General features: G+C 61.0%; 21 protein-coding genes. 7 read left to right on the forward strand and 14 right to left on the reverse strand.

Features of this window, described 5'->3' with window-relative positions; all coding sequences use genetic code 11:
* Nucleotides 1-180 precede the first annotated feature (180 nt).
* Nucleotides 181-2,295: a PKD domain-containing protein gene (locus ACEWQZ_RS11340; protein ID WP_476483202.1), complete on the forward strand. Its 2,115-nt coding sequence runs from the start codon at nucleotides 181-183 to the stop codon at nucleotides 2,293-2,295.
* 269 nt (nucleotides 2,296-2,564) lie between these two features.
* A complete protein-coding gene (locus tag ACEWQZ_RS11345; RefSeq protein ID WP_476483203.1) occupies nucleotides 2,565-4,274 on the forward strand; it encodes a choice-of-anchor Q domain-containing protein in 1,710 nt (569 codons plus the stop codon).
* Here the strand turns inward: ACEWQZ_RS11345 and ACEWQZ_RS11350 are convergent.
* Together ACEWQZ_RS11350 and ACEWQZ_RS11355 are read right to left on the reverse strand one after the other, a co-directional pair.
* Nucleotides 4,271-5,413, reverse strand: a complete 1,143-nt coding sequence (locus ACEWQZ_RS11350) for a GNAT family N-acetyltransferase (RefSeq protein WP_476483204.1) — start codon at nucleotides 5,411-5,413, stop codon at nucleotides 4,271-4,273. The two genes, ACEWQZ_RS11345 and ACEWQZ_RS11350, sit on opposite strands and share 4 nt — an antisense overlap.
* Entirely contained in the window at nucleotides 5,400-5,840 is a 441-nt protein-coding gene (locus ACEWQZ_RS11355; protein ID WP_476483205.1) for a hypothetical protein, read from the reverse strand. Before ACEWQZ_RS11355 ends, ACEWQZ_RS11350 begins: the two co-directional genes overlap by 14 nt.
* Before the next feature lie 90 nt (nucleotides 5,841-5,930).
* Here ACEWQZ_RS11355 and ACEWQZ_RS11360 point away from each other — a divergent pair, with 90 nt between their 5' ends.
* Entirely contained in the window at nucleotides 5,931-7,646 is a 1,716-nt protein-coding gene (locus tag ACEWQZ_RS11360; protein ID WP_476483206.1) for a right-handed parallel beta-helix repeat-containing protein, read from the forward strand.
* 58 nt (nucleotides 7,647-7,704) lie between these two features.
* Here the strand turns inward: ACEWQZ_RS11360 and ACEWQZ_RS11365 are convergent, their stop codons facing one another.
* The gene (locus ACEWQZ_RS11365; protein ID WP_476483207.1) at nucleotides 7,705-8,328 is read right to left on the reverse strand and encodes a DapH/DapD/GlmU-related protein; all 624 of its coding nucleotides are present in this window, start codon (nucleotides 8,326-8,328) and stop codon (nucleotides 7,705-7,707) included.
* A gap of 125 nt (nucleotides 8,329-8,453) precedes the next feature.
* On the opposite strand from ACEWQZ_RS11365, the gene ACEWQZ_RS11370 reads away from it, so the two are divergent.
* Complete coding sequence (locus tag ACEWQZ_RS11370) at nucleotides 8,454-9,935, forward strand: lipopolysaccharide biosynthesis protein (protein ID WP_476483208.1); 1,482 nt, start codon at nucleotides 8,454-8,456, stop codon at nucleotides 9,933-9,935.
* On the forward strand, nucleotides 9,932-10,690 hold the full coding sequence (locus tag ACEWQZ_RS11375; RefSeq protein WP_476483209.1) for a YdcF family protein: 759 nt from the start codon (nucleotides 9,932-9,934) through the stop codon (nucleotides 10,688-10,690). The genes ACEWQZ_RS11370 and ACEWQZ_RS11375 overlap by 4 nt, the downstream gene beginning before the upstream one ends.
* On the opposite strand, the gene ACEWQZ_RS11380 is transcribed toward ACEWQZ_RS11375, so the two are convergent.
* From ACEWQZ_RS11380 to ACEWQZ_RS11425, 10 genes are all read right to left on the reverse strand, one after another.
* Nucleotides 10,631-11,872: a glycosyltransferase family 4 protein gene (locus ACEWQZ_RS11380; RefSeq protein ID WP_476483210.1), complete on the reverse strand. Its 1,242-nt coding sequence runs from the start codon at nucleotides 11,870-11,872 to the stop codon at nucleotides 10,631-10,633. The genes ACEWQZ_RS11375 and ACEWQZ_RS11380 overlap by 60 nt on opposite strands.
* The gene (locus ACEWQZ_RS11385) at nucleotides 11,872-12,999 is read right to left on the reverse strand and encodes a glycosyltransferase (RefSeq protein ID WP_476483211.1); all 1,128 of its coding nucleotides are present in this window, start codon (nucleotides 12,997-12,999) and stop codon (nucleotides 11,872-11,874) included. The genes ACEWQZ_RS11380 and ACEWQZ_RS11385 overlap by 1 nt, the downstream gene beginning before the upstream one ends.
* A 2-nt stretch (nucleotides 13,000-13,001) precedes the next feature.
* On the reverse strand, nucleotides 13,002-13,814 hold the full coding sequence (locus ACEWQZ_RS11390; RefSeq protein WP_476483212.1) for a polysaccharide deacetylase family protein: 813 nt from the start codon (nucleotides 13,812-13,814) through the stop codon (nucleotides 13,002-13,004).
* Entirely contained in the window at nucleotides 13,798-14,841 is a 1,044-nt protein-coding gene (locus ACEWQZ_RS11395; RefSeq protein WP_476483213.1) for an O-antigen ligase family protein, read from the reverse strand. The genes ACEWQZ_RS11390 and ACEWQZ_RS11395 overlap by 17 nt, the downstream gene beginning before the upstream one ends.
* 236 nt (nucleotides 14,842-15,077) lie before the next feature.
* A complete protein-coding gene (locus ACEWQZ_RS11400; protein ID WP_476483214.1) occupies nucleotides 15,078-16,181 on the reverse strand; it encodes a glycosyltransferase in 1,104 nt (367 codons plus the stop codon).
* The gene (locus ACEWQZ_RS11405; RefSeq protein WP_476483215.1) at nucleotides 16,178-17,410 is read right to left on the reverse strand and encodes a glycosyltransferase; all 1,233 of its coding nucleotides are present in this window, start codon (nucleotides 17,408-17,410) and stop codon (nucleotides 16,178-16,180) included. Before ACEWQZ_RS11405 ends, ACEWQZ_RS11400 begins: the two co-directional genes overlap by 4 nt.
* Nucleotides 17,411-17,416: 6 nt before the next feature.
* Entirely contained in the window at nucleotides 17,417-18,790 is a 1,374-nt protein-coding gene (locus ACEWQZ_RS11410) for a porin family protein (protein ID WP_476483216.1), read from the reverse strand.
* Nucleotides 18,787-19,425, reverse strand: coding sequence for a P-loop NTPase family protein (locus tag ACEWQZ_RS11415; protein ID WP_476483217.1), 639 nt, complete (start codon nucleotides 19,423-19,425; stop codon nucleotides 18,787-18,789). Before ACEWQZ_RS11415 ends, ACEWQZ_RS11410 begins: the two co-directional genes overlap by 4 nt.
* Before the next feature lie 104 nt (nucleotides 19,426-19,529).
* Nucleotides 19,530-21,074 carry an XrtA system polysaccharide chain length determinant gene (locus tag ACEWQZ_RS11420; protein WP_476483218.1) on the reverse strand — a complete coding sequence of 515 codons (1,545 nt, stop codon included), beginning with the start codon at nucleotides 21,072-21,074 and terminating at the stop codon, nucleotides 19,530-19,532.
* Between the two features lie 10 nt (nucleotides 21,075-21,084).
* The gene (locus ACEWQZ_RS11425; RefSeq protein WP_476483219.1) at nucleotides 21,085-21,723 is read right to left on the reverse strand and encodes an XrtA/PEP-CTERM system exopolysaccharide export protein; all 639 of its coding nucleotides are present in this window, start codon (nucleotides 21,721-21,723) and stop codon (nucleotides 21,085-21,087) included.
* A 440-nt stretch (nucleotides 21,724-22,163) separates the two neighbouring features.
* Here ACEWQZ_RS11425 and ACEWQZ_RS11430 point away from each other — a divergent pair, with 440 nt between their 5' ends.
* Complete coding sequence (locus ACEWQZ_RS11430) at nucleotides 22,164-23,096, forward strand: methyltransferase domain-containing protein (protein WP_476483494.1); 933 nt, start codon at nucleotides 22,164-22,166, stop codon at nucleotides 23,094-23,096.
* A gap of 3 nt (nucleotides 23,097-23,099) precedes the next feature.
* Here the strand turns inward: ACEWQZ_RS11430 and ACEWQZ_RS11435 are convergent, their stop codons facing one another.
* A complete protein-coding gene (locus ACEWQZ_RS11435; RefSeq protein ID WP_476483220.1) occupies nucleotides 23,100-24,134 on the reverse strand; it encodes a phytanoyl-CoA dioxygenase family protein in 1,035 nt (344 codons plus the stop codon).
* A 277-nt stretch (nucleotides 24,135-24,411) separates the two neighbouring features.
* Here ACEWQZ_RS11435 and ACEWQZ_RS11440 point away from each other — a divergent pair, with 277 nt between their 5' ends.
* A complete protein-coding gene (locus tag ACEWQZ_RS11440; protein WP_476483221.1) occupies nucleotides 24,412-25,056 on the forward strand; it encodes a thiopurine S-methyltransferase in 645 nt (214 codons plus the stop codon).
* Nucleotides 25,057-25,329 lie beyond the last annotated feature (273 nt).

Genomic DNA, 25,329 nt, shown 5'->3' on the forward strand with positions numbered 1-25,329 from the left:
TACGCTGCCGAACACTGCGCCGGCTCTCACGCTTTAACCTTGATCGCGTGAAATCGGCCTCTCAAGTTATTAATTTTACTGCTGTTTTAGGTCTGGAAGTTTCAACTCAGCATTGAAATACTCTTGCATCGTCACCGGTACTTGTCCGGTGGAAAATCATTCTCGTTGCAAGAGGAAATCATGATTGATACCCATCGTAGACCTTCAGGGGGTCGCGGGTTGGTACTTGCCCTACTTATCGCAGTGGCGAGTCCCGCCGTGCTGGCGGAAACATACTTCGTTCGTACCGATGGGGGGAATGCAGAACAGTGCACAGGCTTGTCGGATGCTCCCTATCCCGGCACGGGCACCAAGCAGGCATGCGCCTGGAGCCATCCGTTCGTGGCCCTGCCGCCCGGTGGAACACCTCATATTGCCGGCGGTGACACGCTGTTGATAGGCAGCGGCAGCTACCGTATGGGCTATGGTGCTCCGGCCACGGAAAGCTGCGCACTAAGCTGGTCCTGGGACTGTTTCATGCCGCCAATTCCCAGCGGACCTGCACCTGATCAGCCCACGCGCATTTTGGGTCAGGGTCACGATCAGGGCTGCACCGCAGCGCCAGAATTGTGGGGCACTGAACGCGCGGGCACGATTCTCAATCTGGAAGGCAGCTCCAACGTCGAACTCGCCTGTCTCGAAGTTACCGACCGCGCGAGCTGCGTCGAGTTTCACTGCCACAATGGCCAGTGCGACGGCGAGGTGGCCGCCTGCAACCGCTCATCACCCCCCTGGGGCGACTGGGCCTCGACCGGCGTAAGCGCCAGTGACTCCAGCAGCGTGGTAATGCGTGACGTCAACATTCATGGCCTGGCTAACCGGGGGGTGCACGCAGGCCGACTGACTGACTGGACCATGGATCGGGTCCGCATCAATGCCAACGGCTGGGCCGGCTGGGATGGCGATATCGGCAGCGACAGCAGCAATGCGGGCACCCTGCTCTTTGTCGATTCTGAAATTGCCTGGAATGGCTGCGTCGAGGACTGGAAAAGCGGCGACAAGTTCGGCTGCTGGGCCCAGGGTGGCGGTGGCTATGGCGACGGGATCGGTCTGGGCGAATCGGGCGGCGATTGGATATTCGAAAACGTCGAAGTTCACCATAACACCTCCGACGGCATCGACCTGCTCTACCTGCGCGATGACGGGCAGGCGACCGTGCGGCGCTCGTTGATCGACAGCAATGCCGGCAACCAGGTCAAGGTTTCCAGGAGCGCTGTCATCGAAAACTCCGTGATCATCGGCAACTGTTCGTACTTTTCCGACCACCCGAACATGCACGCCGGCGACGTCTGTCGCGCCCTGGGCGATACCGTCTACGTCGGATTCAATAACGGATCTCGTACCGATCTGATCAACAACACTATTGTCGGTGAGGGTAACTGCATCATCAGCGGGGGCGGCGGCAGTGCTCAATCCGTACTTTCGGTAGCCAACAACCTGATCATCGGCAATCCCTATTGGCACTCGCAGAGCCAGGACAGCTGCCTCTACTATTCAGGTTCCAGCGAGCAGGTCGTCTGGAAAAACAATTCCATTCACGGAGTGCGTCATGGTGCCTGCCCGGGTGACAGCCAATGCAGCGGTCAACCCGGTATCAAAAACGATTCGCTCACCGATTTTGATCCGCAGCCGATAGAAGGCAGCCCGCTGATCGCGGCTGCCAACGCCTCAATGGCACCGGACAACGACTTCAGCAATCTGCCGCGCGGCGTTAACGGCGGACCGGATATCGGCGCCATCGAATATGGGGCTGAGCCTACGCCGGAACCGCCCCTAGCCGACTTCAGCGCAAACTGTGAAGGCCTTGATTGCAGTCTTGCCGCAGAGGTCCGTTCCGGTACCGATTACGAATATCAGTGGGCTTTCGGAGATGGTTCGATTGGCGCTGGTCCTTTGGTGAGCCATCGATTCCCGCAGCCGGGCAGCTATGAAATAACGCTGACCGTGAGCGACGCGCATGATCAGAGTGACTCCGTGACTCATACCGTAGCCGTTTCCGCTTCCAGCAGCGACGATATTTCGCTTGTAGCCAAGCCCGTCAAACGGCGCGACGGAACCCGCTTCACTCGACTGCGCTGGCAAGGAATCGCCTCACGTGCCACGGATATCTATCGCAACGGCAAGTTGATTGCAGCCACTTTCAGCTATCAACTCTACGCTGATCGACTGGATAACAACACATCCGGACAGATCGTGTATCGCGTCTGCCAACACGGCAGCCAAAGCTGTTCACAGACCGTGACTGTTCATTTCTAGTCGACCAGTAACAACAGAGCGACAGATCAAGCTACGGCCTGCCTCCACCGGGGGCAGGCTGGCCCCTGAGCCGCGCAGCAGCGCCAGGCGAGAAACCCGCAAACTGCATTGTACGGCCCCGGAAACTGTGCCACACATCACGCAAACATGGCCAGAGCGCGACTCGCTCCACTCACATCGAACACAAACTCAACGATGAAACCATGGTTTGTCAACACCCCCGATGAAATACTTTTAGCACCGCATGATCAGGCGCTTACCAGCGCTTTGTGAATACCCGCGCGGTGAGGATTACCCGCCCGTTCCCGAACGAGAAACTAACGATGACACCGAACCACAGATCTTTCAGGGGGATTTGCTGGACGTTCGTCCTGTTGATGATGCTGCTTTTTGCGTCAACAAGCTGGGCGAAAACTTACTACGTGCGCACCGATGGCGGATCAGCCAGTCAGTGCAACGGGCTTGGCAACAGCGCTTATCCCGGCAGCGGGAGCAATCGCAACTGCGCCTGGAAACATCCTTTCATAGCGCTACCGCCGGCAGGCGGATCGCGCATCGATGGCGGCGATACGCTGATTATCGGAAGCGGCAGTTATCGCATCGGTCTGGGCGCACCCGGCTCGAGCAGCTGCAGCGCTGGATGGCCCTGGAATTGTGTCATGCCAGCCATTCCCAGCGGTCCGTCCGCTTCGCAAAAAACCCGTATTCTGGGGGCCGGGCACAACAACGGCTGCTCCAATCCACCGGAATTGTGGGGAACCGAGCGCGCCAAACACATACTCAGCCTTGAAGGCAGCTCGAACGTCGAAGTCGCCTGCCTGGAAGTAACCGATCACGAGAGCTGCATCGAGTTTCACTGCCACAACGGCCGATGCAGTGGTGAAGTGGACGCCTGCAATAGAGAGTCCCCGCCGTTCGGCGACTGGGCCGGAACCGGCCTTACGGCGAGCGATTCAAGGAACGTCGTGCTGCGTGATCTGAATATTCACGGCATGGCCAACCGCGGAGTCATGGCTGGCGGGCTGCACAACTGGACCATGCAGCGCGTGAAAATCATCGCCAACGGCTGGGCCGGCTGGGACGGGGACATCGGCAGCGGCAGCTCCAACTCGGGCACGATCCGGTTCGTTGATTCTGAAATCTCATGGAATGGCTGCGCCGAACGCTGGCCCGGCGGACAGAAGTTTGGCTGCTGGGCGCAGGAAGGGGGCGGTTACGGCGATGGCCTGGGCACGGCAGAGACCGGTGGGCACTGGATCTTCGAACGCAGCCGGGTTCGTTTTAATACCTCGGACGGCATCGATCTGCTCTATCTTGCTGGCAACGGCCGAGTGACCGTCAAACAGACCCTGGTAGACAGCAATGCCGGCAACCAGATCAAGGTTGCCAACAGCTCCCTGATCGAGAACTCGGTCATCGTGGGCAACTGCGGCTTTTTCCGTGATGATGGCAACATGCTATCCGGCGATCACTGCCGCGCCCTGGGAGATGCCGTTTTTGTGGGCCTTGAACCTGGCGCAGGTACAGACTTGATCAATAACACTATCATCGGTCAGGGCAACTGTGTAATCAGCGGCGGCGGTGGCACCTCCAGCTCGCGCATCCGCTTCATCAACAACCTCGTGATCGCCACACCCTACTGGCACAATCCCGACCAGCAGAGCTGCCTGTACTATTCAGGCGCCTCGGAACAGCTGGTGTGGGATAACAACTTTATCCATAACGCGCGCCATGGTGCCTGCCCTGGCAACAGCCTGTGCCGCGGCTCGCCCGGTGTTCGCAATGCCTCAATCACGCAATTTGACGGTAACCCGCTGAAAGCCAGCCCTCTGATCAATGCTGCGAATTCGGACTTGGCGCCGGCCCACGATTACTTCGGCGTGACACGTGGCGTCAGCGGCGGCCCCGACATCGGGGCCATCGAGCGGGTTGGCCCGCCGGAACCATCAGATCGAATCTTTGGCGACCGTTTTCGCTAACGCTTGATGCCGAGAAGCTGCTTGACCCGCTGTTTGCCGGTCTTTATTCCGGCATCCAGACGGCAGGCGCGCCGGCCACCGCCGCGACGACGATAGAAGCGCCAGCGCGAGAGCCGGCGCTCACCATCGACCCAGTCTGACTTGTAGGCCTCCGGCCCACGCAGAAAGTCGTAGCGACGCAGGCCCAGGCGGATCGCATCGGCAAAGGTTTCACCGATCAACACCAGGCCGGCGCTGCGGCGCCGCCAGGCCGGATCCATACCCGACTGATAGTAGTAAAAGGTGTCGTTGGCAATCAGCGCGTAGACGCTGGCGATCGCCTGGCCGTCAACTCGAAGCGTGTAGAAACGCACCTGGCCGCGCTGTGCCAGGCGATCGGTCACCTCGGTATGAAAAGCGCGCGCAGGCTCATCGGGAATGCCGGCCGAACCGCCTGAGCGGGCCCAACGCAGATCGTGCAGGCGGAAGAACTCGCGGCGAGCGTCGACCAGCCCGGAACCGGTAGCGCAGTTATCAATGCAAAAACCGGGCTGACGCTCCAGCCAGCGCCGCCGACGCCGGTAGTTGCTCTCGCGCTGCGTTCGTGCCAGAAAGTCATCAAAGGTTTCAGCAGGCGCCAGCGCGGTGCCAGGGCAGACCCACTGCTGCAGCGACTCGCCGATGAAATCCGGACCAAGAGCGGCAGCAAGTTGTCTGGCAGTATCGGATTCGGTGTCCATATCGCGCCACTCGATCACATCCCAGGCATCCCCACGGGCCCTGAGCCAGCGACCAGCAGCCGCCGTGACCGCCGGGCGCCACTCGAGCGCAGCGATAACGTCGAGATAATCACTGCCAACCAGCTCGTCGGCCAAAAAGGCAAGACGGCGCACGGGCATCAGGCCAATGCGGGTCTTCTCCAGACTCAACGGCACGATGCCTCGTATCTCGCCGCCCCCATCCCTTGCCACCAGCAGCCACAGTGCCCTGCCCTGCGCCAGCCTGTGCCACCAGGCCGCCTGCCACTCCCAGGTGTTGAACGGATCGAGATCACCGGTGCTCATAAGCCGCTGCCAGTCGTCCTTGAGGCTGGCAAGCCCGGCCGTCGTCGTCAGGCGCTCAATGGCAAGCGGACTGCAGTTCGGTTCAACACAGGGCATGGGTCGCTCGCTGGTTGCCTGCGGCCTGCCCGGTGTCGATCAGCGCCTGGCGCAGCCGCACGGCCACTTCGCTTGGCTGCTCGGCAAGCAGGCTGAAGCGACCGGAATGATGGTTGGAAGCGCTGTGGAGCGCGCGCAGTCGAACGCCCCAAACCGACAGGCGCCGGGCAACCAGCGGCAGCACGCCGATCAGGTGCCCGTCGCCGGCGGGCACGATCATGATCTGCAGCGAAGACGAGCCGGCAAAGTGCCTCAGCCAGCCGGCAATGAACTCATGGCGGTAGAAAACCTGGTCGCCAACGCGTGCCGCCAGCTCGTTCCACTCATGGCGCAGGCCGATGAAGTCGCGCCATGAGCTGACAACCCGGACGGCGGCAGCGTCTGCCGCTGAAGTTCGGAGAGGGCGCCCGATCAGCGGCGTGTACACGGTCTTTTCCCCGACTGTGTGCCTGGCCGCACCAAGCGCCAGGGCTTGACTGTGCAAGACTGGTTTCCGGTCTCGCCAACAGGTCTGCTCATGCCCGTTTCCGCCGCCTGGCTGAAAGACTGGAAAGTCATCACCACCCACTCTGGCTCTGCCGTGCTGGCAGTGATCCTGTCGGCCGCAGCCGTTGCCCTTGTCCCTGACAGCGCCTGGTCGGCCACCTACTTCGTGCGCCCCGACGGCGGCAGCGCCAGGCAATGCAACGGCCGGTTCGATCGCGCCCGGGAGAACGACAGCAACTGTGCCTGGGCCCATCCTTTCTTCGCTCTGCCGCCGGGTGGCGAGCCGCGCCTGGCCGGCGGCGACACTCTGGTGATCGGCGCCGGAGATTACCGCATGGGCATCGGTGCGCCGGGCAGTGAACGCTGCAATCCGGCCTACAGTTGGGACTGCCATATGCCGCCGCTGCCTGCAGGCACGGCCGAGCAGCCCACGCGCGTGCTTGGTGCCGGGCACGATGCCGGCTGCCCCGAGGCACCCGAGTTGTGGGGCAGCGAACGCGCGGCAATGATCATCAATCTCGAAGATACCCGCCACGCTCGCCTGGCCTGCCTGGAAATCACTGACCGGTCCGGCTGTATCGAATTTCACTGCCACGGTGGCGGCTGTGAAGGCACGGTCGCTGCCTGCCAGCGTGACCAGCCACCTTTCGGCGACTGGGCTTCGACCGGCCTGTTCGCACAAGGCGCTCGGGATATCATCCTGAGCGACCTGCACGTCCACGGCCTGGCCAACCAGGGCGTACTCGCCGGCGGGCTTTCCGATTGGCGGCTTGAGCGCGTGCGCATCATTGCCAACGGCTGGGCCGGATGGGACGGCGACGTCGGAGAGCACAGCGCCAACAGCGGGCGGCTCGAATTCGAGGACGTGGAGATCGCCTACAACGGCTGTATCCAGACCTGGCCTCAGGGGAAGATCACCGGCTGCTGGGCCCAGGCAAATGGCGGCTACGGCGACGGGCTGGGTACGGCTCAAAGTGGCGGCGAATGGGTGTTCGAGCGCGCGCGAGTCCATTACAACACCTCTGACGGGCTCGACCTGCTCTATCTCGACGAGGACACGCAAGTGCGCATCAATGCCTCGTTGTTCGAGGGCAATGCCGGCAACCAGGTCAAGGTTTCCGGCAGTGCGTTCATCAGCAACTCCGTGATCATCGGCAGCTGCGCGCGGTTTGTGGGCCAGGGTAACTTTGCGCCGTCGGATCACTGCCGCGCCGCCGGCGATGCGGTCTTTCTCGGGCTGGGTGCTGATATCGATTCGGCGCTGATCAACAACACCATCACCGGCGAAGGCAACTGCCTGGTCAGCAGCGCCGGCTCTGCGGGAGGACGTATCCTGATGAGCAATAATCTGTTCGTCGGCCAGCCGGCCCACGGCCAGCCGCGGCAAAGCTGCCTGTTCTACAGTGACCAGGAAGATGTTGACGTAGAGTGGTCCTCCAACCTCGTCAGCCGCGCCTACCACAGCGCCTGCACGCCCGGACAACGCTGCCTTGCAGATCCCGGCATCACCAGCACGACTATCGGCGCATTCGACCCGACGCCGACAGCCGACAGCCCACTTATCGGGCGGGCTCATGCGAACACGCGCGTCGATGCCGATTTCCTTGGCCGCCCGCGATCGTCCGCCGGCCGGGGCGGATCCGTCGGCGCTCTTGAGCCCGCACCGGCCAATACTGCGACAGGCGGGTTTCGCGATCGCGTCGGTTCCGATCAACCGGCGGCCGACTGCGGCTCCTGCAGGCGTTGAAGTCGACGCCCCGCTCCGGCACTCGCTCTCCGCTTGCCGGGGTGAGCTTCTGTGTTCGTTATCGTACCGAGTCAACGGACTCTAACCGGCATGCTGACGGCCGCGGGGATTTCTCGTCCGTATCAGCGCGCGGCGGCAGAATACGCGCCTGGGCGCTGACAACCCGACAGCCGGCGGGAACGTCGGAGACCACCACGGTATTGGCACCGACCACAACATCGTCACCGACATGAACTCGACCGACCACCATCGCCCCGGCACCCAGATAAACCCGATCGCCGATTTCCGGATAGCCGTTGGAGCGGCCGGCGCCGCGCGATCCGATGGTCACACCCTGACCGATCGAACAGTTTTTGCCGAGGTTGCCGTGGACGATGATGCCGCCGAAATGGCCGATGTAGAAGCCGGAGCCAATGCGCGAATTGGTCGAAATGCTGATGCCGAGCAAAACCTGGACAAAAAAGTTGGCAAAGCGGTAGACCAGTTTCAGGGGCAACGCCAACAAGCGCGGCCGCATGCGTCGGGCCAGGCGGCCAAAGCGATAAACGGCAATAGCAATGAAGCCGAACTCGGTAGCCGCCGCCAGGCGCGCCCGCCAGGGGCGGTGCAAACCACTCATGGTGGCCAGATAGCGGTGGTAGTCGGCGCGCAACGCGGCACGTTTTGGGGCAGGTTCGCTCATATCAAAGCCAGAGGGCGCCAGAAGCCATTGAGTTCGGCCAGCTTGCCCGGCAATATGCGCTGCATCTGTGCGCCAGCCGACACAAGCCGGATGCCTCCGGCCGGAACGCGTGCTTCGGGGGCGTTATGGCGCTGACCGAAAACAAACGCTCCGGCCTGCTGGTGCACTACGTCCGCTACCTCGGCGGCAATGTCGTGACAATCGCGGCAGGGTTCGTGTCATTCCCATTCATGACCCGGCTGCTCGACAATCATCAGTTCGGTATTCTCGGTTACTACGAGGCCTGGCTTCTGCTTGTGGCCGGCGTGCTCAAGCTGGGCACTCAACACGCTATTCTTCGCTTTTACCCGCACACCGGCGGGGTCTCGGCGCTGCGCCGATTCACGAGCAACCACATGCTTGTGCCGCTGTCGATGTCGCTGGTTCTTTGGCTGGTCTGTGCGGCGGTCATCTTCCTGTTGATCGACCGTTTTCCCACTGACGAGCAACCGGTGCTACAGGTGTTGATCGTGATGCTGCCGCTGCTGATCTGGTGCAGCTACGTCGAGGCGATCATTTATGCGCTGGAGCGCTCCGATATTCGGGTCTGGGTCAAGGCCCTTTGGCGCTGGAGCGACGTTGCTCTGATCCTTGTCACGATCGCTTTCATCGAGCGCAGCGCCCTGGGCGTATTCAGCGCGCGCTTGTTGGTGATCGTCCTGGTTGCGGCCTGGCTGAGCTGGTGGTTCACGCGCTGGTACCGGGGCCACGCTCGGACTCCGCAGCGCGCGTCGGTCATGGCCGGTCTGGCCTTCGGACTGCCGATGATGCTTACCGAGCTGACCTCCGTGCTCTTTGCGTTTACCGATCGCATTCTGCTGCGCAGCCTGGTAGGCGGCTTTACCGAGGTCGGCATCTATACCATCGGCTTCGGGCTGGCCATGGCGGTAACTGCGGTCATGGGCCAGACGCTCAACGAGGCGTTCACACCGACGGCGATTCGTCTTTATGGCACCAAAGGCGCCGAGTCGATCGTGGCACTCAAGCGCGACATGCTCGAGGTATGGGTGCTTGCCGTGGCTCTGGCCACGGCGCTGCTGTTGTGCGTTGGTCAGGACTTCTTCATCATTCTCGCCGGACAGGACAAGGCAGCCTCCGCGCCCGTATTCGTGGCCATCGCCATGACCCTGGCGTGGTATTCACTGTTCTCCATTGCGCAGTATGGGCTGCTGCTGGAGCGACGCGCTCTACGCTTTTTTCTCATCACTCTGTCAGCGACCGTGCTCAACATCGCGCTCAATATCCCCTTGATCCTTCTGTGGGGCGTGGCCGGCGCCGTGGCCGCCACGATTCTCAGCCATGTTTTCCTGGCGGCGGTTCAGCTGTGGCAATGCCCGGCCGAGCTTCGCTATCTGCCGAACTGGCGGCGGCTGGGGGCTGCCGCGGCATTCGCGCCAGCAATGTATCTCCTGCTCGGTTCGGTAGATTATTTCGGCGCAGAGGATGCTCTGCCACGGCTGGCGGCAGGGTCAGTCGCGATCACCCTGCCGGCACTCGTATGGGCCAGCCTGGATAACAGTCTGCGTTCCGGCATCCGCCGGGTCGTGGCGGCCCGCAGCAGATCGTGAACGCGCTCTACTCGCCGCTTAACCTCGCGCTGGTTTGCGCCGCCGTGGCCGCCCTCGCTTTGCACTCGGCGCGCCGCTGGCTGCTGATCAGTGCGCTTGTCGGGCTTGTGCTCGGCCTGGGTTTGACCACGCCGCTGGGGGCAAACCTGTTGGTCCGGGCCATAGAGTCGCCACAGCCCACAGCGGCGTCTGAAATGCCAACCGCCTGCCCAGGGGCCGGTGCCGTGGTGTTTCTTTCCGGCGGCTTGCGGCGCCCGCCCCATGGCCCACAGGACTTCGGGGCTCTGACGGCAGAAACGCTGGATCGTATCGTCGCGCTGCAGGCGTCGAACCCACCCAGGCAGCTGCCGCTGATTGTTTCCGGAGGCGGGCCCTTCCGTATTCCCGAAGCTGAAATCATCGCAGCCTTGCTGATGCAGATGAATCCCGGCTCACCGCAACCGATCATGGAGAAGGTATCGACCACCACGCGCACCAGCGCGCTGGAAGTCGCCTACCTGCTGCGCCACAAATCACGCCGGATCATCCTGGCCACCAGCGCGCTGCACCTGCCGCGCGCGCGCTGGGCCTTTGAACAGGAGGGCTTCGAGGTCTGCCCCTGGGCGCTGAACAGCCGTTATGTGCCGGTCACCAGCCCAGCCGGTCTTTGGCCGCAGTCAACGTCGCTCGACAAATCGGAGCGCGCCCTTTATGAGCTATTTGGCGGGATCTATTACCGCCTCATCGCACGCGCTGGGCGAGCGTCGGGTGAATAACACCTCGTCATAAACCTCCTGCAGGCGCAGGCCTATCGTGTTCCAGTCGAACCGCTGAACAGCTACGCGGCGTGCCGATCGTCCGAGACGGCGGCGCAGATCGGGGTCATCAAGCAGTCGTTCCACTGCAGCGGCAAATGCTTGTGCCGTATCAGCCAGCAGCACGTTCTCACCTTCAGTCAGGCCGATGCCTTCCACGCCCTTGCTTGTGCTCACGATTGCCTTTCCCAGGGCCATCGCCTCGAGTACTTTGAGGCGGGTGCCGCTGCCGGCGCGCAACGGCACGATGAAAACCGCCGCTTCCCGGACCAGTTCCTTGAGGTCGTCGACGAAACCATGAAACCGAAGCCGGGGGTCTGCTCCAGCCACGAGCTGGCCGTCGTGCCGTCCCACAACATCGACCTGAAGCTCGCCGCGCTGGGTCAGACGCGGCAGAATGTCGCGGGCGAAATACTCCATGCCGTCACGATTGGGAAACCAGCTCATCTGGCCGACAAAAACAAGTGATTCCCGGCCTGGATTATTGCTCTGACGGATGGAAAATTCGCGCGTATCGACGCCGTTGGGTATGACGGCTATTTTTGCTTCCGGCGCCAGTCGCTCGACTTGTGAAGCATCCAGGCCCGAGCAAGCCAGAACCGCAGTGGCTCTCAGGCAGGCCCGCCGTTCAAACGCTTCCAGCCCCAGCAGCTGCAGCCTGTGCAATAGCCGGCTCGACCGGCGCTGTTCCAGTTTCAGCCGCGACCGCAGAAGCCTGGATTCGACATTGTGTTCGTTAAGAATGATCGGCGTCTTTGCAGGTGCTTTCCAAAGCAGGCCGGCGAGCGCGAGCATGTCCAGGTGAATCAGATCAGCGCCTGCCGCCCGGCGTTGAAAGGCACGCTCAAGCGCGGGCGGGCGATAGCGAAGATCAAGCAGCGGGCGACGCGTCAGCAGCCAGCGCATGCCCGTTGTCAGAAGGTGCCGCGGGCCCCGCAGTGCGGGCAGATCGACCAGCTCCCAGTCCGCCAGCAGTCCGGTTACCTCCGGCGGCAGCGAAACCGGATCGTCGGCGCGGCGAAGAGAAAGCAGCGTCACCTGATGCTGCGCCGCGGCGGCGCGCAGCAGGTGCCAGCTGCGCAGCTGATGCCCCTCCCGAGGCGGGAACGGCACGCGCGCGGTCACGAACAGCAGCCGCGCCATCAGTCTTTCCAGAACTGCCCGGCATGCCGCTGGCTGAACCATGCCGGCAACGCCACCAGGGCAGCCACATTGAGCAATAGGAAGCTGCCCGCCACCGTGGCGAGCGGAATGCGGCGAGCCAGGTCGGGAGCCGACATCGCGAAGACGCCTGCGGCATAGGCTATCAGCTGAACCCAGAACAAAAGCTGGACGAGCACGTGGCCATCGCGCACAACGCTCAGCAGAGAAACCAGGAATATTGCTGCCAGAGCCCAGGGTGCGATCAGGCGAAGAAACTTGTGCGAAAACCAAGCGAAGAACACCGGATTGAGCCAGGGGGAAAGCAGCCATGGTGCACAGGCGATCAGCTGCCAGTTACCGCTCAATGTGCGTAGCTTGCGCCGAAATTCGACCGCACTGCCGTTGGCCTCTGGCTCGATTGCCAGGGCATGCTCGACAAAAACCAGATCAAGGCCCTGGCGGGCGATCTGAAGTGGTGTCCAGACATCATCGAGCAGCAGCCCGGCGGGCAAGGGAATAAATTTGGACGTGCGAATCGCGTAGATCGCTCCGCTGGCTCCGTGTGACCAGCCCAGCAGTGCTTCCGCCTTGCGCAGCGCCGTTTCCAGACGCCAGTACAGCCCGGCCGCCTCGCCTTCGGCCAGCGCCAGGCGGCCGGCTGCCAGGCTCACCAGCGGATCGGAGAACGGGGCCGACAGTCGTTGAATCGCCAACGAATCGAATCGCTGCCGGGCATCGGCGAAGACGGTCAACGGAGTGTTGACGGACTGCATCGCCAGGTTGATGGCGGCCGCCTTGCCAGCAGGCATCGGCAAGGACAGCAGGCGAACCCGGTCGTGTCCGATCAATCGCACAGCCTCGCAGGTACCGTCGCTACTCCCGTCGTCGACGACCAGGATCGAAAGTTTTTCGGCGGGAAAATCGCTGGCCAGCAGGTTACGGATTCGGGGACCGATCCGGGACGCTTCATTTCGCGCGGCAATGACGACCGTCACCGCAGGCCCTGACCCCGGGGATCGAATCGAACTCGCGTCCGTTCTGGACCGGGCGAGCAGCAGGGCGAGCGCCGGATAGGCAACAAAAGTCCAGGTCACGAGCACAAGGAGGCAGATCAGCGCCAGCATCATTTTCAACGCACCCAAGCGTTTCGAAGCCAGTCGTACCCGCGGTCACCCAGCAGGCGCTTGGGCCAGCGGAGTGCCGCGTGCCGCGCCCGGATACGCCAGGCTGCTGGGCCGCGCCAGTCGAGCAGCTGCCGAAACTCCTCGAGCGTCACATCACGCGTGATGGCGATGCGCTCGATCAAGCCCCCGGGTCGCGTGGCGCTGTTGTTGCCTGGCTGCGATCCGAACACGGCACGATATCCGCATTGTCGAGCTGCCTCGAGCTCGCGCTGGCCTCCGCGGCCGCCAGGAAGGGAAAGCAAGGACACCTGGCGACCAATCGCCTGCTCCAGGAAATCCCGGCTTTGAGACAGCTCGCACTCCAGCGCAGCCGGCGACAGCGTATTCAAGAAGCGATGGCTGACACCATGGGAGCCGATGCCCATACCCGCACTGGAAAGTTTTCGGAGCCCGCAGGCGCTGATCATGCCCTTCTGGCCAACGTAGTCACTCGTCACGAAGAAAACGGCGCCGAGCCCCGCCGACTGCAGCAGCGGCAGCGCGGTCTCTACCCAACTCACGTCACCATCATCGAAGGTGATGAGCACCGTGTTGCGCTTGCCCGGATGAGATAGCGCAACCCCGGGCTCACCCGCCGCCGGCCGCCAGCCCACCACCCGGCTTTCACGAATCTGCTCCAGCTGCGCGCGAAAGTCGTCGGCCCGCACGCTATAGCGTGGGTCAAAGCGCCCGGGGCCATCGCGATCGGAATACAGCCCGTGATACATCAAAACGATGACGCGGCCGAGAGGCGCGATATAGTCAGGCGTTGCGCTCATAATCTCCCGCCTCGGCCATCTCGGCAAATCTCAGCTGCAAGCCGCGCAAAGCCAGCCCGACATAAAGCCAGTAGTGCGCGATCATCGGGTAATAAGTGAAGCGATCTCCGAAGACATTGCCGATCATCAGCGCAACGAATGCAGCCAGCAAGCCGACGGCGAACCCGTAGTAGAGCGTTCCCGGCACGGCAATTCGAAACGAGCGCCAGCACATGCGCAGAATCTTCAGCAACATGATCAGCAGGATCAGTGCGCCGACCACGCCTTTCTCTACGACCTCGCGCAGAAAAAAATTGTGCGTATCCATCTCCAGGGGATTGATCTCGGCGTGGTGGAAGGTGTGAAAGCCCGTTCCAAGTAGCGGCCGCTTGGCGATCTGTTCGCCGGCGAGATTCCAGAAGGCAAAACGATCGTCGGTACTTTCGTCGCGCTCGCCCTCTTCGAGCGAAATCGTGTCAAAGCGCTCAATGACGGCCTGGGGAAGAAATATGGGCAACAGTAAAGCGGTCAGTATTACCGGGATGATCAGCCTCATTCGGTAGCGCGGAAGCAGTACCAGCAGGAGTGCCGCGGGCAGAACAGCAACGTAGGCCGTTCGTGAATAACTCAGCACCACACCGATGGCAGCCAGAATGGCGCCGGCCAGGCAGAACAGACGCCAGCGGGCGGGTCGCTGCATGCCGACCACCACTCCCATTGCCACCAGGGATGCGGTGACAAAAAATGCGCCCATTTCATTCGCGCCCAGTTCCATGAATGTGCCGTTGATGCGCAGGAAGTCCGTGTAGTGCCAGGCATTGATCGAAGCGCTTTGGTCCCGAACTACATAAATCATGTAGGGAAGCGGAACCAGTGAGGCAAAAAACAGCCGCCGCCATCCAATCCAGTCAAGCACGCTCATTTGCGCCAGAAAAAGAAAGCTGACGGCGATGAATTGATCCTTGAGGTACTCCAGGTGCCCTTCCGGTTCAGCAACGAAAGACACGCCCTTGAACAGCGCGAATGTCCCGAACAGCATGTAGGCCATGACCCAGCCGTTGACGCCACTGCCGCGAACCAGGCCACCCCGGCAATGAAACGCCATCAGCAGCGAGGCGGCAAACATGACGTTGATGAAATTGATTCCCTTACCGGCGCTGGGAATATACTGCAGGTAAATGTTCTGAAGCGGGATCAGAGCGACATACAGGATCAGGATCCAGTTGTCTCGACCGACTCGCTGCTGCTGTAGCGGCGCGGCTACGGAACCCTGGGCAAAGGCGGTCATGCTGAAACCGCCTCGCGATAGATTCCGGCATAGCGCGAGGCCATGTGGTTTCCGGAGTAGTGGCAGTGAATGCGATCACTTGCCTCAAGGAGCGGGCCCGGCGTCCAGGGGAGCACCATAAGCGCCTCGACCAGCGACTGCAGATCATTGGGCGGAACCACTTTACAGCCGCTGATGCCGTCAAGAAGCTCGTGTATGGCGCCAACGTTGCTTGCGATCACGGGGCAGCCGCAGGCCAGCGCCTCAAGTATGGAAATCGGCATACCCTCGCGCAGCGACGGAAGAACGAAAGCATCGAGCGTGGGGTACCAGCCTTCGAGGTTGCCGATGCAGCCGGAGAATTCAACTTGCTCGCCGAGCTGCAGCTGCTCAATCAGCGCTTCCAGTTCCGCCTGCTGCGGCCCCTCGCCCACGATCTGAAGATGCAGTATCAGGTTGCGCTCGCGGCATTCTGCCACTGCCCGAATCAGCAGGCCGAGGTTCTTTTCCGGCGAAAGTCGTGCAGCCGTGCCAATGGAAAGATACTTGTTGCGGTGCGGGTTGCCGACGCCGGACTGCGGCCGATAACGGCTGGTATCGATGCCATTGTTCACGCGTCGAATCAGCGCTGAATCCAGGCCTTGCTCGATCAACTGGTTGACGATCAGGGGTGAGACGGCGCAGACGCGACTGAAATGGCGCAGCATCCTGGCCTCGAGCTTGTGATAAAGCCGCAGGCGCCCTCCCCCCTCCAGCCAGCCGTGCAACGTGGCCACCCGGGCCACCGGAAGGCCGGCCGAGGCCAGCCCGCCGTAAACGACTGATTTGTAGTCGTGGCAGTGCAAAACGACCAGCGCATTCACGCAGCATTCCCGCAACCGTCTCCTTAGCTCGATGATCGCATAGAGATCCAGCGCGCCACGGCACGACAGGGGCTGTGTGGGCAAACCCCGGCGACGAGCTTCCCGTATCAGGTCAACCTCGTCGGCGCCGGCCGGCTGGAAGACCAGCAGCCGTGTATCTGGCTGCAGTGCCAGCTGATGGCGGCAAAGTTCGAGCACAACCTGTTCAGCGCCATACAGGCCCGTGCTGGAGCGCAGATGAATGATCGGAATGCTCATGTTTTCAGCGCGCTGTCGACCGCGCGATAGTAGTCAGTGAATGAATCAATCATGCACGGCAAGGAAAAAGCCACCTCAGCGCGCAAGCGCGCTGCACGGCCCATCTCCCGACCTTGTTCTCGCTGCCCCAGCAGCCGCGACAAGGCATCGGCCAATTCCTCGGGGCAGCGGGGGGCCACGAGATGGCCGGAGACACCGTCCTGGATCAGCTCCGGATTACCGCCGACGCGCGTTGCAACGATCGGCAGCCCGCAAGCCATGGCTTCAAGAATGGCGTTCGAGAGCCCTTCGGTCCATGAAGCCAGCGCAAAAGCGTCAAACAGCGGAAGCAGTTGCTCCATTTGCTGTCCTTCGCCGAAAAACCGGACCCGCTCGGCGACACCCAATCGGTGAACATCGCGTTCAAGCTCTTCGTTCAGCGGGCCACCGCCAACCAGAACCAATTCGGCATCCGGAAAGCGGTCTGCGACTGCAGCAAACCCTTTAATCAGATCGACGTGTCGCTTGACCGGGACGAGGCGGGCGACACAACCAATCAGATAGGCGGTTGGTGACAGCCCGTGATCAAGCCTTCCCGCTTGCCGGGCCACTTTATCCAGGGGACGATAGCGCTCGCAATCGACGCCATTGGGCAAGCAGCGGGTTTTGCCGGGATCGACGCCTTCGCTTCGCTCAAGCTGATCCAGAATGGCCCGCGAAGGCGCGATGAAACGATCGAAGCGGTGGTTGATCAGTAAAAATAACAAACGAAGCGCCGCCCCTTTCTGAAACCCCGTGTCCCTGCGATTACTGATTTTGAGAAGCCGGTTCGGCCCCCGCGGCAGAAAGGCGTTGAGCAAGTCGGCCTTTTCGTGCTGCGACTGGATGATGTCGTATTGCCCTTGCCTGACTCGCCCCAACAGCTCCCACCAGACTTTCCAGGCTCGTGGGGAATAGATCGCGCCGACAGGCCGATGCTCAACCTTCAGGTGACCTTTTGCATAGAGACGAGACGAGCTGTCGGAATCCAGGCCGGGCACCCAATCAAGCTGGATGAGATCAATATGAAACGCCGATGAATCCAGGCGCTCGAGCAAGTGGGAGAGAAACCGTTCGCTGCCGCCACGCTGCGCCAGATCCGTGTCTGTAATCAGCAAGATCCTCATCGGTCCGCCAGAGGCATTGGCTGGCGATTGCGACGGCCGGGCTGTTAGTTGGCGGACGGCTGCTGGTTGGAAGAAGATACCCATGCTTACCTACCCGCCGGCATGAAACGTGAGATAGACGGCCAGAATGTTTTCCCGGCTGTCGTCACCTTCAGCAGAGCTCTCGCGCTGATCTCTGATGACTCCTGCGCGTGCCGACCACCTTGGCGAGAATTGTCGACCGATAAATACGGCAGCGCTATAGTCCGTATCACGACGACGACCAAGATCGAATCGGCGCCGCTCAAACTCGAACGTTGACTGGAAAAACAGCCGCGGCGTCAGCCGCCAGTTTCCGGACAGCCTGGCTCCGAATTCACGATAGCCAAGCTCCGGAGAGAACTCGAAATCGTAGTCGCGCCAGGACGGTATCAACGACCACTCTCCCCGCTGCGTCACCTGCTGCCAGCCCAACTCGATTTCGGTCAGCTCGAATAGTTCAGCGCCCACTGGAAGCCGCGTTGTCGTGGTCAGCGGCAAATCGATGCCATCGATAGCGGTTGCTAACTGCCGCACGCTATCGGACAGCTCGTGGCGGCCGCTGAGCCTCAGATTACTTCGGTCCCGGACTTGCCAGGCGAGCGTGAACCGCAGCAGCGGCGAGGAGCTGGACTCAAGAACGTCGGGGTCGAGCCAGGTGTAGCCTGTTGCTATATCGATTTCGGTGTGGGCCTGGACTGAGTGCAGACGAGCGACTGCATCGATACGTTCGTAGTCATTCTGATCATTGGGCGCATCTCGATAGGCAACGTTTGTGTATTCCACACCAACGGAACCGTTACGGTTGGGAGCGAGGCGGCGAAGCAGGCGGGCCGAGGTGCTGAAACGGTCGCTGTTGAACGCATCGATCTCTTCGGCATAGCTATTGATGAACCGGGCGTCGAACAGCGTTTCCCAGGCCTGGCCGGAACGAAGCCGCCAGGTGGGGCCGGTTGTCAGCACATTGGTTTGCTGGAGGTTGCCGGGTGTATCAACGGCGAACAGATTGATCGGTTCGACACTGGCAACATCCTGCAAGGCCCATGTGAGCGAATCGGGCACCAGATACCAATCGATGGTGGTTGCCAGGTTTGCCCGGAACTCGTCTTCGAAGTCGCCTCCGATCGAGTCGCGATATTCGACGAATCCTGCACCTCTGGCCTGCCAGTTGGGAGAGCTGCGGCCGATGTCCAGAACAAGCCGCGGAATCAGCGCGGTGTCGTCCGGTCCCGGAGGATCGGAACGCCTCCGGTTATCGCTGTACTCAGCTCCCAGCTCGAGATCGAGGCGATAAGGAGGTGCATCTTCAGCGCCAGGCGTCTGCTGGCACAACGCGCCGCTGGCAGCCAACGCCGCTATCAACCCGACAGCAATGCAGCTGGTATGGTGCCGCCGGACTGATGGCCTCGGGCAGCAGGTTCGAATGGCTGCCGCGGGCGTGCTCATGACAGATAACTGAAGGCGACACCGGCAAACCGCTCCGGCGGCAACCTGGCTGCGGCGCGGCGGATCACTTCGGGCCGATGACGGCCCTCGCCCACGGCCAGGATGACCAGGTCTGCATATTCAGCGAGGATGCGCGCATCCGGAGCACCAAGGACCGGAGGCGCATCGATGACAATGTAGCGATCATCGTATCGATAGCGGAGCTCTTTCACTAGCGCCCGCATTCGAACCGAGGCATAGAATTCCATTCCGCGCTGACCGCTTCGGCCGGCCGGAATTAAACGTAGCCGTTCCACACCGCTCGGGTAGATAATCGAGTTCACGTTGTGCATGTCGGTGCCGAACAAGTCGAGCAGGCCCGGAGAACGCTTGGGCAGGTGAAAGTCATCAGCCAGGGCCGGGTGTCGATGATCACACTCAATGAGCAGAGCCGTCCGCTCTTCATCCATAGCAATGGATACCGCCAGATTTCGCGCCAGGCTCCTGGCGCCGCTATCATCGCTGACTCCGGTCACCATGATCACGCGGTTGTGATCATGGCTTCTGGCCAGAACGTTGGTTCGCAGGTCGCGCACTCGGTCGACCTGTTCAGGGTCCTTCATGGACGCGTGAATAAGCCGCCGCTGTTCGAGCACGCGCGCCGGCAGAAGCTTTTCTTCCGACATCTGCGAGATTGTGTGCCGCGCAGGAATCGGCTCGCCGTTATCGATGGCCGAGATGTCAATCCGATTTTCCGTTTTCATGCGTTCACCATGATTCTCAGCCAGGCAGCAACGCCGTAGGCCGTCAGTGTGATTGTCACAAGCAGGACGGCAACCACCACCCGCGTCTTGAGCCGCTGGCGCTCCCGAGGCGTTAAATAGCGCGGTACGGTGCCGAGCAGCGGCAGCTGCGTTGTGCGCTCGATCGCTTCGGGGGAGCGCAGGCGGGGATCGACACGAACGAGCAGCAGCAGGAGCCCGAGCGGCATCGCAATGGCCGCCATCAGACCGCCAGCCGCCATGTGGAGAAATCTCGGTCCCGAGGGCCTGACTGCCTCCACTGCCGGCTCGTGAATGCTGAAGGTCAGCCCACGCCCCATCTCATCTAGCCGCATCGACAGCCGGGCGTTTTCCAGGCGATTAAGCAGATCCTCGTAGATGGTCTTGTTGACGTCATGATCGCGTATCAACTCGGCGTGCTGCAGGTCGGATTGCGCTACCCGCCGGCCGCGCTCGGTCTCGGCATCAAGCAGGCGCTGCGTGGCAGCAATCCTGGAGTCAAGCCCCGCCACAGCGGTGCGAACTTCAGACAGATTGGTATTGACCTCTTGCTGCACCATGCTTTGCTGGAAGCCCGATCCATCAATCTGTGTCTCGCTCCGATTTTCCGAGGACTCCAGCTCGGCCTTGAGATCATCGAGCCGGTAGCGGGCCTGTACGACATCGGGATGGCGCGGCTGTAGCTCGAGCAGGAGCGAGTCCAGCTCGTCCCGGGCAAGGGCGATACGCTGCCGCAGCATTCCCTGGTAAGTCTGCAGGCCGGCTTTGCTGTCCAGGCCTTTGAGCTGGTCCTCAAGCGAGGCCTCTCTCGACATCAGCTCACTACGCTCGATTTGCATTTGCTCTATACCGGATCGTATCTCGGCAATGCGCATGTCGACATCGCTCCCGGTACCTGGCCGGGCATCCAGGCTGGCGTCACGGAAGGCCTTGAGCCGCTTTTCGGAATCTACCAGCATCGCGTGATAAGCCCTTACCTGGCGACCGATGAACTCGTAAGCCTCCCGGCTTTCGCGCTGCTTGGCTTCTGTGCTTTCAGCCATGAACAGGGCAGCGAATCGCTCGACAACGATGCGGGCTCGCGCTGCATCGCTGTCTTGATATTCAATCCGGATAAGATTTTCCCGCGGGGCACCCACCGTCGTGTGCTGCTTTATCTCCTGAGAGATTCTTTCCTGCCGGGCTTGCGAAGGATGTTCCGCGAGCCATCCTCCAGCGAGCAGGATCTCGTCCATCACCTTGCGGCTGAAGATCACTTCCCGGGCGATTCCAGCACGATCGTAGATGCTCGTCGGGACCGCTCGTCCGTCCATGAGCTGTCGAATGATGTTGTCTTCGGCAACCAGAATGGTGGTTGATGAGCGGTACTGTTTTGGCCAGGCACTGGCCACCACCAACGCCGTCAGCGCGATAAATGAAAAAGCGAAGGCAAGAAACAGGAAACGTCGCCGGGTTTCTCGCAGGCTTGCGGGTATGTATTCAGCAAGCGGGAGAGTCTGTGGCGCGTTTGGCAGCTGATTCATAGGCAAAATCCTAGAAGTGACGCTGTGGAACCGTAATCACGTCGCCCGGCATGAGGACATGGTTGGCACTGAGGTCGCCTTGCTCGAGAATGCGGCCCAGCGGCAGTTTGTAACTCTTGATTGAACCGTCATCCATGTGCCGGTGGAGCGCACTGCGATTGGCGGCCGCAAATTCGTTGGGGCCACCGGCCGCCAGCACCGCGTCAAGAACCGTCATGCCCTGACGGTGAGGAAGCGAAACGGGAGTTCTGACGGCTCCGGTAACCCGGATCCGCGACAGGTACTCATGACTGCGAAGCTCAGTGACGATTACCGTGACATGCGGGTCGCGAATATAATCGGAGAGCAGAACCTTTGCGCGTTCGGCCACCTCGCTGGGCTCCAGCCCACCGGCACGTATGTCACCGATCAGCGGAACCGTAATCATCCCGTCCGAACGCACCGGCACGGTGACGCCCAGATCCTCCCGCCGCCATACGCTGACCTGAACAATATCGTCCACACCAATGCGATAGTCCTCGACCGCCATAGTGGAAGTAGACGCGGGCGGAACCGGGTCGGGACGAGGCCCGCTCGCGCAGGCCACGACCAAAAGCGTCGATGCCAGCAACGAAAACAGAAGGAGAACTCGCGTACTGAAATTCGTCATGACCAGTGTTCTCCGGCGGATGCGCATGTTGTGGCCAGCCCGCGAAAGGCTGCCTCGGACAGCCCGGAGGCTGCGATTGCGAATGTAGACGCGTTGGAGGAATCGATCTGTGCGAAAGCGAACATTTTGAGATGTCTATCACGTTTTTTAACGGCATACCGATGCCTGCGCTTGAGGTTTGTGCGAAAACGAACAGAGCGGCTCGCACCGGCTGTTCATGCTCGTGCTGAACAATCGGGAATCGGCGCCGGACTGGCGCAAATTGGTCTTCCGACCACGGCAAACCTACGGACGTCGCGATGAATACAATCCTCAGCCGCAGCATTCGCACCCTGCTTCAACGGGCAAAGTCCATGCTGCGCTCAACGCGCGCGGGCCGCAGCCTGCTCTACGATCTGAATAACCGCGACGAGTTCACGAGCCTGCTGAGTCACGAGCGGATGCTGGCCGATCGAATCCGGGTCGATCGATACCATGAGGCCATCAGTCGTCATGTTCAGCCCGGGCAAACACTGATTGACCTGGGCACGGGAACGGGCATTCTTGCGCTGTTTGCCGCCCAGCAGGGGGCCGAACGCATCTACGCTCTGGATCACTCCGAATTCATCGAGGTAGCGCAGCGAATTGCCCGGCACAACGGCGCTGACCGCATCGAATTTATCCGCTCTAACAGCCGGGAGTTCACGCCACCGGAACCGGTGGATCTGATCATCCACGAACAGATCGGAGATGAGCTGCTGACAGAGAACATGATCGACAACCTGCTGGATCTCAAGCGCCGCTGTCTGAAACCCGGGGGGCGGATCCTGCCGGCGCGTTTCGAGTTGTTTCTGGAGCCCGTTCAGCTCAAGTCGGAGCGCACCATTCCCTATCTCTGGGAACAAACGGTGCACGGCATCGACTTCAGCGTCTTGCGCGAGTGCCCCGAAGCGGATCGTTACCGGCCGCCCGACTATCACTGCTATTTGCTCGAGCCCTCAGCCGTAGATACCCTCCTTTGCAGGCCCGAGCCAATCCTGAGCTTTGATCTCAATCGCATGCAGTCGGCATCTGAGCTTAGGCATGTCGCCAGCGTTTCCCGTGTGACAGACAGGTCGGGAAGAATGGATGGCCTGGCGCTCTACTTCCGGGTAGTGTTTGATGACGAAATTGCATTCGACACTTCACCTCTCGGGCCAGTCACACACTGGCGTTCGAGGCTCTTCCGAACACCGGAGCAACAGCTCGGTAATGGCGACAGCATCAGTATCGACCTGAATGTGGTTGACCCCACGGATGTTCACAGCTGGCTCGTCGAAGTTAAATGCATCAACCCATCAGACGGCCTTTCACCCGCAGGACTGAAGCTAGTTGACGCGGCATCGGTGCGCTGAGAATCAGTCGTTCATCTCTACCTGCAGCAATTCGCCGAAGGTATACGGATTGTTTAGAAGCGTTGGGTCGGGTGAGTAACTCAAGCTCCACTGCTCAGGATTCATTACATCGCGCGCAATGCTCAGGCTCATCAGGTGCCGCGGTCGCTCAGAGCGATTGTCGCCACCGGCGTGCATCAGATCACTGCGGAACAGAATGACGGTTCCCTTTTTCGGAGACGTTCGCACCACTCGGAACGTAGAGTCAAGCAAGTGTCGATTCCTGAAAATCTTCCAGAGCCTGACCGGGTTGAGCATCCCGATGTTGAACTGGTAGGTCCGCCCACTCAGGAATCTAAGGAAGTTCGGCTGATGATCATCTTGCTTGCGTGAAAAGACCCGGTCCCGAAACTCGCCGGGTCGCAAGGGACGGCTTCGGTCGCGGCGCATCTGGCGCAGCATGCGAAAATTGCGCAGCATAATGCGGGCATTGCAGGCCGTGCGAAAGAGTTCCATCAGCTCGAAGGCGCGGCCGCCCATACGGATATTCGCACCGCCAAACTTGTGCGTGCCCGGAACGAACAGCGTACCGCCCTGCTCAGGGGCAATGTCGTCAACCGCCACCATCATGCTCAGCACACAGTCCGGGTCGCGATGGATGTACTGGTGAGAGGAGCCTTTATGGCTTGTCAGCGTCGTGATCTCGAGCAGCGGGCGTGAGCTGCCGCAGTATTCAGAAATAACCCGTTCCAGGCGCTTGCACAGTGATGCCGTGAAGTGAATCGACGCCGGCGTCGACGGCAGGGAGCAGAAATCTCGTCTGCTGTAGCGATTGTCCGTTTCGCTAGCGAACTGACTCATGTGCCGATCAGGATTGTCGACGGTTTGTTTTACAAGCTCGAAACCCACTTCGGCCTCATCCGCTGATAAAGCGGCCTGAATTATTGCAAACCCGTGTCTATCCAGGCACTCGCGCACGACTTTGGCGCAATCGGGCGTCAGCCGGCCACTGGAATCAAGTCGGGCGGTCACCTCGAACTCGGAAGTTCCCTGTGACATTGCAAGGCTTCCCGGCCACAATGCGGATCGGGAATGCTCACGGGCCGGGATCGCCGCTCGGGTTTCTACCATAAAACTCCACTCCTGATCAGATCATGCCGGTTTGGGCTCATGCGGTTGAGCAAGCAGGTGTCCCGCGTTTACCCAACATCCTAGGCTTCGAGAACAGCTCGGCTCAGTGCGCTATCGCACACGTTGCCCATCCCCCTGAACAAGACCAGGTTTGAATATCAATCCGGCCCTCATTGAGGCCCAACCTGGGCTAGACTGGGTATCCATGGACAAGCTGTTCTGGCACGCGCGCTGGCGTCAACGTGAAATCGGGTTTCATCAGCCCGAAGTGCACTGGGCACTGAAAAGTTTCTGGGACCAGTTATCGACCGAGCACGTCAGGCGCGTGCTGGTGCCCTTATGCGGCAAGAGCCTGGATTTGCGCTGGCTGGCGCAGCGAGGGCACGGCGTGGTCGGCGTGGAACTCAGCGGCCGCGCAATCGAAGCCTTCTATCATGAGTGGAGCAAGCCGGCGAAACGTGCCCGCGCGGGCCGTCTGCAGCACTGGCGCGCAGAGAATGTGGAAATCTTCGAAGGAGACTTTTTCGACTTCGAATCCAGCACGCCTTTCGATTGTTTCTATGATCGCGCCGCCCTTGTCGCCTTGCCGATCGATATGCGTACCCGCTACCTGGATCACCTGCGAAGCCAACTGTCGGCACAAGCGACCGGGCTGCTGGTCACATTCGAATACCAGCAGTCGCAAATGAGTGGCCCGCCATTCTCGGTTTCGTCAGGCGAGTTGAGCAGCCACGACAACCTCAGCTTCGAGCTGCTCGAGCGGCGCGACTGTTTGAGCGATCATCCCCGCTTCGCCGACCGTGGCCTCACCGCTTTACAGGAATGCGCCTGGCGCGTGAAGGTGCACTGACCTCGACATCCAGCGTGGCCCATTGTCGTCCGTATCACGTTCGACAGCCGATACAGCGGAGCTCGTCGACAATCCAGGCCCGTCCGTCGGAACTCGCGCTATTATCTACAAAGGCCTGCGTATACTTCGCATTCAAGCCCCTGTCAGTATTACTTTTTCGTCGTGTCATCGAGCTTGTTCATCCGAGTTTTCACTATCCTGATAGCGGCACTCTCCATTACCGCAGCAGTCCGGGGCGGGCAGGCATCAGCCGCTGAGGACTGCATTGCCGCC

This window comes from Wenzhouxiangella sp. YN1 (assembly GCF_056324145.1).

Coding starts and splice junctions, on each gene's coding strand:
- ACEWQZ_RS11420 (WP_476483218.1), bottom strand. CDS start 21,074: ATGAATCAGCTGCCAAACGCGCCACAGACTCTCCCGCTTGCTGAATAC.
- ACEWQZ_RS11385 (WP_476483211.1), bottom strand. CDS start 12,999: ATGATGCTGGCGCTGATCTGCCTCCTTGTGCTCGTGACCTGGACTTTT.
- ACEWQZ_RS11425 (WP_476483219.1), bottom strand. CDS start 21,723: ATGACGAATTTCAGTACGCGAGTTCTCCTTCTGTTTTCGTTGCTGGCA.
- ACEWQZ_RS11430 (WP_476483494.1), top strand. CDS start 22,164: ATGCTGGCCGATCGAATCCGGGTCGATCGATACCATGAGGCCATCAGT.
- ACEWQZ_RS11440 (WP_476483221.1), top strand. CDS start 24,412: ATGGACAAGCTGTTCTGGCACGCGCGCTGGCGTCAACGTGAAATCGGG.
- ACEWQZ_RS11390 (WP_476483212.1), bottom strand. CDS start 13,814: ATGAGCGCAACGCCTGACTATATCGCGCCTCTCGGCCGCGTCATCGTT.
- ACEWQZ_RS11400 (WP_476483214.1), bottom strand. CDS start 16,181: ATGAGCATTCCGATCATTCATCTGCGCTCCAGCACGGGCCTGTATGGC.
- ACEWQZ_RS11410 (WP_476483216.1), bottom strand. CDS start 18,790: ATGAGCACGCCCGCGGCAGCCATTCGAACCTGCTGCCCGAGGCCATCA.
- ACEWQZ_RS11435 (WP_476483220.1), bottom strand. CDS start 24,134: ATGTCACAGGGAACTTCCGAGTTCGAGGTGACCGCCCGACTTGATTCC.
- ACEWQZ_RS11370 (WP_476483208.1), top strand. CDS start 8,454: ATGGCGCTGACCGAAAACAAACGCTCCGGCCTGCTGGTGCACTACGTC.
- ACEWQZ_RS11395 (WP_476483213.1), bottom strand. CDS start 14,841: ATGGCCTACATGCTGTTCGGGACATTCGCGCTGTTCAAGGGCGTGTCT.
- ACEWQZ_RS11340 (WP_476483202.1), top strand. CDS start 181: ATGATTGATACCCATCGTAGACCTTCAGGGGGTCGCGGGTTGGTACTT.
- ACEWQZ_RS11380 (WP_476483210.1), bottom strand. CDS start 11,872: ATGGCGCGGCTGCTGTTCGTGACCGCGCGCGTGCCGTTCCCGCCTCGG.
- ACEWQZ_RS11360 (WP_476483206.1), top strand. CDS start 5,931: ATGCCCGTTTCCGCCGCCTGGCTGAAAGACTGGAAAGTCATCACCACC.
- ACEWQZ_RS11405 (WP_476483215.1), bottom strand. CDS start 17,410: ATGGGTATCTTCTTCCAACCAGCAGCCGTCCGCCAACTAACAGCCCGG.
- ACEWQZ_RS11365 (WP_476483207.1), bottom strand. CDS start 8,328: ATGAGCGAACCTGCCCCAAAACGTGCCGCGTTGCGCGCCGACTACCAC.
- ACEWQZ_RS11350 (WP_476483204.1), bottom strand. CDS start 5,413: ATGCCCTGTGTTGAACCGAACTGCAGTCCGCTTGCCATTGAGCGCCTG.